This window comes from Methylobacterium sp. AC690 (genome assembly GCF_979256535.1).
The window spans coordinates 22,971-35,163 of the sequence record NZ_CEEDOX010000005.1 but is presented as its reverse complement, the minus strand read 5'-3'; the positions used below and the strand labels follow the sequence as shown (position 1 = coordinate 35,163).

Below are 12,193 nucleotides of genomic sequence, written 5' to 3'. Positions count from 1 at the left end.
TGCACCTTGGAAAATCGAGGGCCCGGCGCGCACCGTGTTCGGCGTCGCGCGCGGCGGGACTGAGCCAGTCCATGTCGTTGGGGCGGCACGTTTGCATCGGCGCCGCCCCCCAGGCAACCCCCCTCGCAGGCCACCCCCCTGAACCGCGCGATGCGAATCGGGCGCCCGACACGGCGGCGGGAGATTTGCCCGACGCGCTTGCGACGGGTCGGCGCTCCGTGGGAGAAGCCGGCGGCGCGGCATCAGCGGCCCGCCGGGGCACGGGGCTGTTTGGAGCGGGGAGGACGGGGCGCGATGGAGGGGATCGACCTGATGCGGATCCCGAGCGGTCCGGGCGGACCCGGCACCGGCCTTCGCGTGCACGCGCCCGCCCGCCTGCATTTCGGCTTCCTCGATCTGCATGGCGGCCTCGGGCGGCGCTTCGGCAGCATCGGCCTCGCCCTCGACGCCCCCGCCGTGACCCTGACGGCCCGGCCGGCCGAGCGCCTCGACGTGACCGGGCCGGAGGCACGCCGGGCCGCCGCCTACGCGCTGGCGGCCGCGGGCCATCTCGGCATCGCCGGACACGCCGCGCTCACGATCGAATCGGCGATCCCCGCCCATGCGGGCTTCGGCTCCGGCACCCAGCTGGCGCTCAGCGTGGCGGCCGCCCTGGCGGGCCTCGCCGGGCGGCCCTTCGCGCCGGAGGACTTCGCCAACGCCCTCGACCGGGGAAACCGCTCGGGCGTCGGCCTCGCGGCCTTCACGCACGGGGGCCTCATCGTCGATGGCGGCCGCGATCCCGACGGAAACCCGCCGCCGGTGATCGCCCGGCTGGCCTATCCGGAGGCCTGGCGCGTGGTGCTGATCCTCGACACCGGGATGACCGGCGTCCACGGCACCCGCGAAGTCGCGGCCTTCCGCGAACTGCCGCGCTTCCCGGAGGCGCAGGCGGCCGAGATCTGCCGCATCGTGCTGATGCAGGTGCTGCCCGCGGCGGTCACGGCCGAACCGGACGGGTTCGGCGCCGGCATCACCCGGATCCAGCAGCTCATCGGCGACCACTTCGCGCCCCACCAGGGCGGGCGCTTCGCCAGCCCCGCCGTGGCCGAGGCGCTCGCCGCGGTCGCCGACTTCGGCCTCGCCGGCTACGGCCAGAGCTCCTGGGGGCCCACCGGCTTCGCCCTGGTGCCCTCGGAGGCCGAGGCCCGCGCCCTCGTGGGCATGCTGGAGCGGCCGGGGCCCCTGAAGTTCCTGATCGCCCGGGGACGCAACACCGGCGCGTCGGTCACCGCGCTTTAAGACGAATCCCTGTAGAGCCCAGCTTCGGCCCACCCGACCGCGGCGGGCTTTGACAATTCGACGCCTCCGCGCACGATCGGGCCGCGTCACAGCACGAAGGGAGTCCGACGATGGCCCGCTCGATCCTGCACATGATCACGCCCCTGAAGCACATGAGCCCGTTCGACGTGAACATGGCCGTGGATGCGGGCTTCGAAACCGTCGCCACCTACACGAATGCGACGCTCGCCGACGTGACGACGCTGGTCCAGGATTCGATCTTCTCGCGCGCGCCCCAGGACGGCGTGCGCACCGGGATCTTCATCGGCGGCAAGAACGCCGAGGACGCCCTGGACATGGTGGACCGGGCCAGGAAGGCCCTGGTGCCTCCCTTCGCCAACCACATCTTCGCCGATCCGGCCGGCTCCTTCACCACCGGCGCCGCCATGGTGGCCGAGGTGACCCGCGCCCTGAAGGCGAAGTTCGACACCGGCCTCGAGGGCAAGCGCATCGTCATCTTCGGCGGTGCCGGCGTCGTCGCCTACGTCGCCGCGGTGATCGGCGCGCTCCACGGCGCCAAGGCCGTCCTCGTCGGTCATGACGGCGAGGAGCGCGTCAGCAAGATCTCGAACACCATGCGCTGGCGCTTCGACGTCGAGGTCGAGGCGGTGGACGGCTCCACCGTGGCCGCCCGGCGCGCCGCCATCGCCAACGCCGACGTCATCCTCTCGGCCGGCCCGGCCGGCATCCCGATCCTCACCGCCGAGGATCTCGAATCCGCCCCGAAGCTCCTCGTGGCCTCCGACGTCAACGCCGTGCCGCCCGCCGGCATCGCCGGCATCGACGTCAACGCCATCGACGTGCCCCTGCCGACGGGCCGGGGCGTCGGCATCGGCGCGCTCGCGGTGGGCAACGTGAAATACCAGACCGAATCCCGCCTGTTCCGGCGGATGCTGGAATCCGACGCGCCGCTCTGCCTCGACTTCCGCGACGCCTACACCCTGGCGGTCGAGGTGGCGGGCTGACGGCCGGCCCCTCGGGGACGGCACCGGCCCCCGCCGGCCGGCCCCTCCTCATCGCCGCCCAGTCCGGCCGCGCCCTGGCCCAGGCGGCGCGGCGCGCCGGCCTGGCGCCCCTGGTCCTCGACCTGTTCGGCGATGCCGACACCCGGGCCCTGGCCGCGGGCTATCGCCAGGCCGACGGGCGGTTCGGGGCCGGACGCCTCGGCGGCGACGCCGTCCTCGAAGCGCTCGATTCCCTCGCGGCCGAGGCAGCGGGCACGCCCCTCGGCCTCGTCCTCGGCAGCGGCTTCGAGGCCGCCCCCGACCTGATGCGGGCCATCGCGCAGCGCCACCGCCTCCTCGGCGCCGGCCCGGATTGCGTGGCCACCCTGAAGGACCCCTTCGCCTTCGCGGCGCTCTGCCGGGCGCAGGGTGTCCCGCACCCGGCCGTCACCCGCGATCCGGTGCCCGATCGGGCCGCCTGGCTCCTCAAGCGGGCAGGGGGATCGGGCGGCACGCATATCCGCGGCGCGCCGGGCGGGCCCGCGCCGGCGGGGGCCTACTTCCAGGCCCGGGTGCCGGGACGCGCCGTGTCCCTGGCGATCCTGGCCGACGGTGTCGCGATCCGCCTGGTGGGCGTCACCGAGCAGTGGAGCGCCCCGTCCCCCCTCCGGCCCTTCCGGTATGCCGGCGCCCTGGAGCGGGCGCGCCGGGAGCCGCCGGTGCTCGCGCCCGACTACGCGGCGGCGATCGCGGCCGGGATCGGGCGCCTCGCCCGGGCGACCGGGCTCACGGGGCTCGCCAGCGCCGACTGCCTCGTGGACGGGCCGGATTGGTGGCTTACCGAAATCAACCCGCGCCCGGGCGCCACCCTCGACGTGCTCGACCGGCGCCCGACGCCCCTCCTCGCCCAGCACATCGCGGCGAGCCTCGGCCGACTGCCCGAGGCCGAACCCGCACCAATGGATGCGGCGGCGACGGAAATCTGCTACGCGGCCAGCGGCTACGCGCCGATGCCGCCGATCTCCTGGCCGGATTTCGTGCGCGACCGCCCAAGACCCGGCACCATGGTGGCGCGCCACGCACCGCTGTGCACCCTGTTCGCCACAGGGCCGGACTCGGCCGCCACGAGAGCGATGTTGCGAGGCCGGGCCGCCGAAGTGCGGACCTTGCTCGCCCTGACGGAGGGACACCCATGACCACCAGCCCGAGCGGCGCGAAATTCCCGTTTCCGAGCGTCAACGCCCTGACCGCCCCCCTGGTGGAGCGGCTGGTCGCCGATGCCGAGGCCCTGCGCCTCTCCGTGACCACCGAGCACGGCGCCCGCATGGTCGATGCCGGCGCCAGCGTGCGCGGCTCCATCGAGGCCGGGCGCCGCATCGCCGAGATCTGCCTCGGCGGCCTCGGCACCGTCTCGATCGCGCCGTCGGGCCCGATCGCGTCCTGGCCCTACTCGGTGATCGTGCACGCCGCCGATCCGGTCATCGCCTGCCTCGGCAGCCAGTATGCCGGCTGGTCGCTGGCCGACGAGACCGGGGATTCGGGCTTCTTCGCCCTCGGCTCCGGCCCCGGCCGCGCCGTCGCGGTGGTGGAGGACCTCTACGGCGAGCTCGGCTACAAGGACAGCGCGACCCAGACCGCCCTGGTGCTCGAGGCGGCCGGCGGCCCGCCGGCCTCCGTCATCGCCAAGGTGTCCGAGGCCACCGGCCTGGCGCCCGAGCAGCTGACCTTCATCTACGCCCCGACCCAGAGCCTGGCCGGCTCGACCCAGGTCGTCGCCCGCGTCCTCGAGGTCGCCCTGCACAAGGCCCACACCGTCGGCTTCGACCTGCACAAGATCGTCGACGGCATCGGCTCCGCCCCGCTCTCGCCCCAGCACCCGGACTTCATCCAGGCCATGGGCCGCACCAACGACGCCATCATCTACGGCGGCCGCGTGCAGCTCTTCGTGGAGGCCGACGACGCCGACGCCCAGCAGCTCGCCGAGCAGGTCCCGTCGTCGAACTCGGCCGATCACGGCGCGCCCTTCGCCGACATCTTCGCCCGGGTGAACGGCGACTTCTACAAGATCGACGGCGCGCTCTTCAGCCCCGCCGAGGTCATCGTCACCTCCGTCACCACCGGCAAGAGCTTCCGCGGCGGCAAGCTGATGCCGGAGCTGGTCGAGGCGTCGTTCCGGTAAGGCGCCGGTCGTGACCCCTCCCCCCGGCGCGGGGGAGGGGGCCTGCGGAGCAGGTGGGGGAGGGGGAACCTCCCCGACACGGGCGCTCCCCTCATCCGACCCGCTTGGCGGGCCATCTTCTCCCGCGGAAGGCCACCTTCTCCCGCGGCAGGAAGAAGCGATCGACGTCGAGGTTGGCAGAGAACAATGCGGATCGGGCTCGCGGCCGACAACGGCAACTGGCACAAGGCGCGCCTGCGGGCCGCCCTCGAACAGCTCGGCGCCGCGCCGGTGCTGTTCTCGATGGCCGACGTCGCGGTGGTGACGGGGGGCCCCGAGCCCCTGCGGGTGCCGGGCTTCGAGACCCTGCCGGACGGCGTCCTGCTGCGCACCATCGCGGGCGGCACCTTCGAGGCCACCACCATGCGCCTGGGCGTGCTGCACGCCCTGGTGGCCAGCGGCACGACCGTGTGGAATTCCCCGAGCGCGATCGAGCGCTCCGTCGACAAGGCGATGACGAGCCTGCTCATCGACCGGGCCGGCCTGCCCACCCCGGAGACCTTCGTGCTCTCGAAGCGGGACGCCGCCGCCGAGGTCGTGGCCCGGGAGGCCCGCCCCGGGCGTCCCCTGGTGCTCAAGCCGCTCTTCGGCTCGCAGGGCGAGGGCCTCCAGCTGATCGAGCGCCCGGAGGACCTGCCGGACGAGGAGGCGGTGTCGCGGGTCTACTATCTCCAGCGCTACATCGCCCGCAGCGACGGTCTCTGGCGCGACTACCGGGTCTTCGTCTGCGAGGGCCGCGCCATCGCGGGCATGATCCGCGAGGGCGACGGCTGGATCACCAACGTCCATCGCGGGGGCCGGCCCCTGGCCTGGACGATGCCGCCCGCCGCGGCCGAGCTCGCCGAGCGGGCCGCCGCGGCGGTGGGCGTCGACTATTCCGGCATCGACCTCGTCGAGGACGGGCAGGGGGGCTACCTCGTGCTGGAGGTGAACTCGATGCCGGCCTGGTCCGGGCTGCAGCAGGTGACCGAGGTCGACATCGCCCTCGCGGTCGCCCGCGGCTTCCTCAACGCCGTGCGGGCCGCCCGTCCGCCCCGCCTCGTCGCGGCCCTCGGATGATCGCGCCCGGGGCCGTCGCCGCCGCCTACCGGGCGAGCTGCCTCGACGAGCTCGACGCCCTGAAGCCCGGCAACGTCCACGCCTTCGCCGACGGCCACCGCATGGCGGTGGCGGATTTCGTGACGAGCGCCGAGGTCTCGGCCCCGGCCCTGGCCGAGGCGGGTGCGCCGGTGGGCCGGCGCGTGCTCCGGGCCGTCGCGGCGACGATGGACCGCGTCGGCCAGAACACCAACCTGGGCATCGTGCTCCTGTGCGCGCCCCTCGCCCGGGCGGCGGAGACGGCCGGTCCGCTGCGCGCCGCCCTCGCCACCGTTCTCGACGGCTTCGACGCAGCCGATGCCCGCGACGTCTTCGCGGCGATCCGGCGGGCCAATCCGGGCGGCCTCGGCCGGGCCGAGCGTCACGACGTCACCGATTCGCAGGGTCCCGATCCACAAGGCCCCGCCTCGCTCCGGGCCGCCATGGCGGAGGCCGCCCCGCGCGACGCCATCGCGCGGGCCTACGGGACGGGATTCGCCGACCTGTTCGCGATCGGCCTGCCGGCCCTGGCGGCGGCCCGGGCGCGGGATCTCAGCCCCCCCTGGTGCACCACCGCCCTGTATCTCGCCTATCTCGCCCGGGTGCCCGACAGCCACGTGGCGCGCAAGCACGGCCCCGACCGCGCGGAGGCCCTGCGCGCCGAGGCCGAGGCGCTGCTGGCCCTCGACCTCGGCGCGGCCCCGGTGGACGCCCTGCTGGACCGGGACCGCGCCTGGAAGGCGGAGCGGCTCAATCCGGGCACCAGCGCGGACTTCACGGTGGCGACGCTGTTCCTCGACCGTCTTCTCCGGGCCGAGGCCTGATCCCGGCCCCTTGGACAGGTTTTCGGGGCTTCAAACGAAGGTTCCATCCACCGATGAATAAATTGCCAGGCCGACCGGCCTGCGCAGGGTTGTTCCCGGCAAGGCCCCAGAGTAGGGTCCGCGCCGCGATCCGGGCTAACCGGTCCGGTCCCTCGATGGACTGGACGCCGTGAACAAGGATAGCTGCCGGCCGCCCCCTGAGCTCGGGAGCGGCCACGTCTTTTCAAGACTTTGGGAGAAACCCCACATGGCGAAGATCAACAAGGTTATGGTCGGCGAGGCCCTCGTCGGTGATGGCAACGAGGTCGCCCACATCGATCTCATCATCGGACCGCGCGGTTCGCCGGCCGAAGCCGCGTTCTGCAACGGCCTCGTGAACAACAAGCACGGCTTCACCAGCCTGCTCGCGGTCATCGCGCCGAACCTGCCCTGCAAGCCGAACACCCTGATGTTCAACAAGGTCACCATCAACGACGCCCGTCAGGCCGTCCAGATGTTCGGCCCCGCCCAGCACGGCGTCGCCAAGGCCGTTCAGGATTGCGTGGCTGAGGGCATCATCCCCGCCGACGAGGCCGACGACCTGTTCATCCTGGTCGGCGTGTTCATCCACTGGGAAGCGGCCGACGACGCCAAGATCCAGAAGTACAACTACGACGCCGTGAAGCTCTCCATCGAGCGCGCCGTCAAGGGCGAGCCCACCGCCGCCGTCGTCACCGAGCAGCGCAACTCCGCTTCGCACCCCTTCGCGTCGAACGCTTAGATCGGGGGCAGTCCTGGGCAGAGCGCGCCTCCGCCCGCACCGCGGGGCCTGCTCCAGCGACTGGCTTCCATCTTCCTCGGACGATGAACACGACACGGGGCGGCCTTCGGGCCGCCCCTCTTCGTTTGGATACCCGGCAGCCTTCGGGCCGCCCCTCCTCGTTGGATACGCGGCGGCCTTCGGGCCGCCTCTCTTCGTTGGATACCCGGCGGCCCGAAGGCCGCCCCTCTCTTTTGGGCAACCCGTCAGCCGCGCAGCGCCCCGTCATGGATGGCCGAGGCCACCAGGGCGCCGGCGACACCGCGGCGGCGCAGGACCTCCACATCCGCCGGGCCCCGCACCCCGCCCGCCGCGTAGAGGCGGGTCGCCGGGCTCGCCGCCGCCACCGCCGCCAGACGGTCGAGATCCGGACCCGCCCCGACGCCGATCCGCCCGAGGGTCATCACGATGACGTCGGGCGGCCAGTGCGCCGGCGTGTCGTGCAGGCTGGAAGGCCCGAGGCGCTCGCCCTCCCGCGTGTCGAGGGAGAACACCGCCCGCGCGCCCAGGGCGCGGACGAGTCCGGCATCCGCCTGGCTCTCGCTGCCGATCACCGGCCGGCCGAGCCCGGTCTCGAGGAAGGCCTCGACCCCGGCCGCATCGGCGAATCCCGCATCAACCCACAGGGTGGTGCCGGGACAGGCCTCCGCGATGGCGGCGAGGCTCGCCCGATCGGGGGCCGCCCCGTCGACGATCGCGTCGAGGTCCGCCACGTAGAGGATCCGCGCCGCCACCGCCGCCAGGAGCCCGCGGGCCACGTCCGCCGGCGCCGACCCCTTTGCCAAGGGCGTGACGATCGGGGCATAGGAGGCGCGGTCGCCGGCCCGCGCCCGCACCACGGCTCCGTGGCGCAGGTCGAGCACTGGAATGATCTCGAATTCGTCCGCCATTCGGCTTCCTCCCGCGTTCAGGCCCGCCCGTGACACCACCATCCGGATCTCCCGCCGCATTTCCCGACATGCCGGTGATCGGCTGGGATCTCGGCGGGGTCCATGTCAAGGCGGCCCTGGTCCGCGATCGCCGCGTGGTCGCCGTGGTCCAGGCGCCCTGCCGCCTCTGGCGCGGGCTGCCCGCCCTCGACGAAACCCTGGCGCAGCTGCCCGACTGGGCGCGGGACACGGCCGACCACGTCGTCACCATGACGGGGGAACTCACCGACTGCTTCGCCGGCCGCACCGACGGTGTGCGGCAGATCTCCGCCTGGGCCGAGGCTCATCTCAGCGGCCGGGTGCGGATCTACGGCGGCCGTTCCGGCCTGCTCGCCCCGGAAGCCGCCGCCGCGCAGGCCGGCGACATCGCCTCGGCGAACTGGCACGCCACCGCGGCCCTGATCGGCCGCCACGTCGCCGACGGGCTCCTCGTCGATATCGGCTCCACCACGGCCGACCTGATCCCGATCGCGGCCGGGGCGCCGGTGGCGGCCGGCTACAGCGACGCCGAGCGCCTGGAGACGGGGGAACTCGTCTATACCGGCGTGGTGCGCTCGCATCTCGTGGCGCTGGCCGACCACGCCCCGTTCCGGGGCCGGCGCACCGGGCTGATGGCCGAGACCTTCGCCACGGCCGCCGACATCCACCGCATCCTCGGCGACCTGCCGGAGGGCGCCGACCAGCAGCACAGCGTCGACCTCAAGGGCAAGTCGATCCCCGAGAGCGAGACCCGCCTCGCCCGCATCGTCGGGCGCGACCGCGACGAGGGCAGCGCCGCCGAGTGGCGCGCCCTGGCGGCCCATTTCGCCGAACGGCAGCTCCGGCTACTGCACGATTCGGCCGCCCTGGTGCTGTCCCGCCAGGCCTTGCCCGACGGAGCGCCCGTGGTGGTGTGCGGCGCCGGCCGCTTCCTGGCCGAACGCCTGGCCGCGCGCCTCGGCCGGCCGGCCCACGCCTTCACCGACCTCATCGCCGGCCACCTCGCCGAGGCCGGGGCCGACTGGGCCTCCACCTGCGGCCCCGCCGTCGCCGTGGCGCTGCTGGCGGCCGATCCCACCTGAAATCCTGGCCCACCCGAGTTTTTGGCCCACCCGAGTTTTTGGCCGACCCGAGTTCCTGGCCGACGCAAGTTCCTGGAGAGAGACCCCGCGCATGAGCACGCCGCAGAAACTCGCCCGCATCCTCGCCAGCCGTTCCGGCGGCGGCATCGAGCTGGCCCTCGCCACCGAATCCGGCCAGACCCTGCGGGTGCTGGCGACGTCGGACCAGATAGACATGCTGGTGGACGAACTCGAGGACATCCTGAACTCGCCGGAGGAGCCCGAATCTCCGGAGCCGCCCGCGGCGGCGTGAGGGCAGGGGGCGCAGGCTCGCGTGGCCGGAGCCCGACAGCGCGGTTCCGTCCGCTTGCGCCCCTTCCGAGCCTCTCGAAAGGTCCGCCTCGCGGCAGCTTGGTCGAGGATGCGCTCCGTCCGGGTGGCGTGGCTTCCGGACTGGCGCCTTCTGGAAAGGCGATCCGCACGAGCCGCCACCCGGCGCTTCACGCGACCGCAGGTCCCTGAAACGCGATGCCGTGCGCAGCACAGGCCGCGACCAGCGCCGCGACCTCCGCGTCGGTCGGCTCGGCTTGGGGCGGCAGGCCGTCTGTTTCCGCCGGCCGGGCCAGGCTGCGGATCATCGCCTCGAACCCACCCGTCGTCATCGACAGGAAGCGCGCTTCGGGCGAGACGACCCGGAACGAGTGCGGCGTTCCACCCGGGACCGTGATCGCGTCGCCCGGTGTCAGGCGACGAACCTCGTCGGCGATCTGCATGCGGACCTCGCCCTGCAGGATGTAGAAGCTTTCATCCTCGTCCTGATGGACATGCAGCGGCACGGCAAAGCCCTGCATCATGTGGTGCTCGATCAGCGTAAGCCCATCGGCATTGTCGTTCTGCGACAGATGGATGGTCAGGCGGGCGGTGGTGAACCAGAGGGCAGCGGCCATGCGAACGTCCTGTCGGTCGGGTTGGGGTTCCCCAGAGCTACCGATTGCGATCCGCCGCGATAAGATCGATGATCGTACATCGGTTGGCGCATGGGTGGACATATGAAGACCACCGATCCATTGGCCGGGATCATGGCGTTCCTTGCCGTTGCCGAGCGCGCAAGCTTCACGGCGGCAGCCAACGACCTGGAGATGGGGCGTTCCGCGGTCGGTGCGCAGATCCGCGCCTTGGAGACGCGGTTGGGCGTCCAGCTGCTGCAACGCTCCACGCGCGCCGTGCGGCTGACGGAAGCCGGGACGGTCTACCGGGAGGCGCTCGCCGACATCCAGGATCGTGTGCGGGCTGCCGGGCAAGCGGCGACGGCCTTCCAGACCGAGGCGGTCGGCCGCCTGCGGATCGCAGCCCCTCCGGACCTCGGCCCCGATCATGTCGCCCCGGTGGTCGCGCGCTTCCTCGCCGAGAACCCGGCCGTGTCGATCGACCTTCAGCTGTCCACCGATGCCGTGGACCTGATCGGGGAGGGTTTCGACGTGGCGATCCGCGGTGCGCTCGCGGTCGAGCCGACGCTGGTTACGCGGCAGATCGGTACGTCCCCGTTGATCGCCTGCGCATCTCCGGCCTATCTCGCCCGCCGCGGCCCGCCGGCGATACCGCAGGACCTCGCGACCCATGCCTGCCTTCATTTCTCCGCGCTGCGCTGGGGCCGCAAGTGGCGGTTCGAGCGGGACGGTGCGGTGGCCGACTTCCCGATCCGGCCCCTTCTGGAGTGCAACAACGGCCCGACGCTGCTGGCCGCCGCCCTGGCCGGGGCGGGCATCACGCTGGAGCCCGCCTTCGTGGTCGGTCCGGCAATCCGCGCGGGCGCGCTCGTCCCGGTTCTGACAGACTGGAATCTGCCGGTCATCCCGGTGCACGCCGCCTATCCGGCCAACCGCAACATCGCCAGCAAGGTGCGCAGCTTTGTGACCCTGTTGGCGGCCGCCTTCGCCGGTCATCCCGACTTCGGCGGCACACCGGGGTGACGGGCACGGACATCGTCGTCGCCGGTGGTTTCTCGCAGCCCTGATCCGCGGGATGCCTGGACGATACCTGCTCCCGGCGGTCGGCCGCTGCCGGGGCAATTCACTCGTGCGGAATACGGAGCACTGCGGTGGACCATATCCAGACCGAACTCCTCGACATCGCTTTCGAGAGCGGAGGCCCTCGGGACGGTCGACCGATTCTGCTCCTGCACGGATGGCCGGATGATGCCACCGGCTGGCGCGGCGTCGCCCCGCTCTTGGAGCAGAAAGGCTATCGCTGGGTCGCCCCCTGGCTTCGCGGCTTCGGGCCGACACGCTTTCTTGCTGACCAATCCCCCCGCGACGGGACCGGCGTGGCGATCGCCCGGGACGCTCTCGATCTGATGGACGCGCTCGGCTGGAACCGCTGCGCGGTTGTCGGCCACGACTGGGGCGGCCGGGCGGCCTACATCCTGGCGGCGCTCGCGCCGGAGCGGGTGTCCTCGATCACGTCGCTTGCGATCGGTTATGCGCCGCGCGGGCGCTTCGCCACGCCGTCGTTCGAGCAGAGCCGACGCTGGTGGTACCAGTGGTTCATGACGACCGACGCGGGCGCGGCGGCGGTACGGGACGATCCGGAACGCTTCGCGCGCATCCAGTGGGACACGTGGGGACCGACGGGTTGGTTCGACGACGCGGTGTTCGCGGCCGTGGCGGGCAGTTTCCGCAATCCGGACTGGGTCGCCATCACGCTCCATGGCTATCGGAGCCGCTGGAAGCCGGAGAAACTCGACCCGCGCTACACGTCCCTGCGCGACGCAGTCGACGCGACGGACCTCCTCCAGGTGCCCACGCTCATGATCCAGGGCGGTGCGGATCGATGCGACCCGCCGGGAGAGTCGGAAGGCCAAGCGCGCTCTTTCGCGAACGGCTACCAGCGGGTCGTTCTGGACGGTGTCGGCCATTTCCCCGCCCGCGAGGCCCCTCAGGCGGTCGCTGACAGCATCATCGCCTTCCTCGATAGACCTGGCGTCGAAACGCAGAGGAACGCCCGAACCCGTTGAGGGCGGAGTCACGGTCCGTGCGATCGGCA

The 12,193-nt window shown here is 72.6% G+C and carries 14 protein-coding genes; 11 read left to right on the top strand and 3 right to left on the bottom strand.

The genetic code is table 11. From position 1 onward, the window contains the following. Window positions 1-294 precede the first annotated feature (294 nt). Both AC0IY1_RS07195 and AC0IY1_RS07190 read left to right on the top strand, forming a co-directional pair. A complete protein-coding gene (locus tag AC0IY1_RS07195) occupies window positions 295-1,281 on the top strand; it encodes a beta-ribofuranosylaminobenzene 5'-phosphate synthase family protein (RefSeq protein ID WP_244477277.1) in 987 nt (328 codons plus the stop codon). Between the two features lie 110 nt (window positions 1,282-1,391). Further along, entirely contained in the window at window positions 1,392-2,285 is an 894-nt protein-coding gene (locus AC0IY1_RS07190; RefSeq protein ID WP_471768720.1) for an NAD(P)-dependent methylenetetrahydromethanopterin dehydrogenase, read from the top strand. Here the strand turns inward: AC0IY1_RS07190 and AC0IY1_RS07185 are convergent. Next, window positions 2,255-2,614, bottom strand: coding sequence for a hypothetical protein (locus AC0IY1_RS07185; protein ID WP_471768719.1), 360 nt, complete (start codon window positions 2,612-2,614; stop codon window positions 2,255-2,257). The two genes, AC0IY1_RS07190 and AC0IY1_RS07185, sit on opposite strands and share 31 nt — an antisense overlap. Between AC0IY1_RS07185 and AC0IY1_RS07180 the strand changes: the two genes are divergently transcribed. The 5 genes from AC0IY1_RS07180 (at window position 2,591) to fae (ending at window position 7,143) form a co-directional block, all read left to right on the top strand. After that, window positions 2,591-3,460 (top strand): ATP-grasp domain-containing protein, encoded by an 870-nt coding sequence (locus AC0IY1_RS07180; protein WP_471768717.1) that lies wholly within the window; start codon window positions 2,591-2,593, stop codon window positions 3,458-3,460. The two genes, AC0IY1_RS07185 and AC0IY1_RS07180, sit on opposite strands and share 24 nt — an antisense overlap. After that, on the top strand, window positions 3,457-4,443 hold the full coding sequence (gene mch / locus AC0IY1_RS07175; protein WP_471768716.1) for a methenyltetrahydromethanopterin cyclohydrolase: 987 nt from the start codon (window positions 3,457-3,459) through the stop codon (window positions 4,441-4,443). Before AC0IY1_RS07180 ends, mch begins: the two co-directional genes overlap by 4 nt. 186 nt (window positions 4,444-4,629) lie before the next feature. Beyond that, complete coding sequence (locus AC0IY1_RS07170) at window positions 4,630-5,541, top strand: ATP-grasp domain-containing protein (RefSeq protein ID WP_471768714.1); 912 nt, start codon at window positions 4,630-4,632, stop codon at window positions 5,539-5,541. Next, entirely contained in the window at window positions 5,538-6,383 is an 846-nt protein-coding gene (locus AC0IY1_RS07165; protein ID WP_471768713.1) for a triphosphoribosyl-dephospho-CoA synthase, read from the top strand. Before AC0IY1_RS07170 ends, AC0IY1_RS07165 begins: the two co-directional genes overlap by 4 nt. A 247-nt stretch (window positions 6,384-6,630) precedes the next feature. Then, window positions 6,631-7,143, top strand: coding sequence for a formaldehyde-activating enzyme (gene fae, locus AC0IY1_RS07160; protein WP_055951505.1), 513 nt, complete (start codon window positions 6,631-6,633; stop codon window positions 7,141-7,143). A 245-nt stretch (window positions 7,144-7,388) separates the two neighbouring features. Here the strand turns inward: fae and AC0IY1_RS07155 are convergent, their stop codons facing one another. Then, the gene (locus AC0IY1_RS07155; protein WP_471768711.1) at window positions 7,389-8,072 is read right to left on the bottom strand and encodes a HisA/HisF-related TIM barrel protein; all 684 of its coding nucleotides are present in this window, start codon (window positions 8,070-8,072) and stop codon (window positions 7,389-7,391) included. A 68-nt stretch (window positions 8,073-8,140) separates the two neighbouring features. On the opposite strand from AC0IY1_RS07155, the gene AC0IY1_RS07150 reads away from it, so the two are divergent. Further along, a complete protein-coding gene (locus AC0IY1_RS07150) occupies window positions 8,141-9,172 on the top strand; it encodes a hydantoinase/oxoprolinase family protein (protein ID WP_471768710.1) in 1,032 nt (343 codons plus the stop codon). A 91-nt stretch (window positions 9,173-9,263) separates the two neighbouring features. Continuing rightward, the gene (locus AC0IY1_RS07145; RefSeq protein ID WP_055951500.1) at window positions 9,264-9,464 is read left to right on the top strand and encodes a hypothetical protein; all 201 of its coding nucleotides are present in this window, start codon (window positions 9,264-9,266) and stop codon (window positions 9,462-9,464) included. A gap of 187 nt (window positions 9,465-9,651) precedes the next feature. On the opposite strand, the gene AC0IY1_RS07140 is transcribed toward AC0IY1_RS07145, so the two are convergent. Beyond that, window positions 9,652-10,098 carry a cupin domain-containing protein gene (locus AC0IY1_RS07140; protein ID WP_471768708.1) on the bottom strand — a complete coding sequence of 149 codons (447 nt, stop codon included), beginning with the start codon at window positions 10,096-10,098 and terminating at the stop codon, window positions 9,652-9,654. 102 nt (window positions 10,099-10,200) lie between these two features. On the opposite strand from AC0IY1_RS07140, the gene AC0IY1_RS07135 reads away from it, so the two are divergent. Both AC0IY1_RS07135 and AC0IY1_RS07130 read left to right on the top strand, forming a co-directional pair. Continuing rightward, a complete protein-coding gene (locus AC0IY1_RS07135; protein ID WP_471768707.1) occupies window positions 10,201-11,121 on the top strand; it encodes a LysR substrate-binding domain-containing protein in 921 nt (306 codons plus the stop codon). A 128-nt stretch (window positions 11,122-11,249) separates the two neighbouring features. Then, window positions 11,250-12,164, top strand: a complete 915-nt coding sequence (locus AC0IY1_RS07130) for an alpha/beta fold hydrolase (RefSeq protein ID WP_471768706.1) — start codon at window positions 11,250-11,252, stop codon at window positions 12,162-12,164. The last annotated feature ends 29 nt before the right edge of the window (window positions 12,165-12,193 follow it).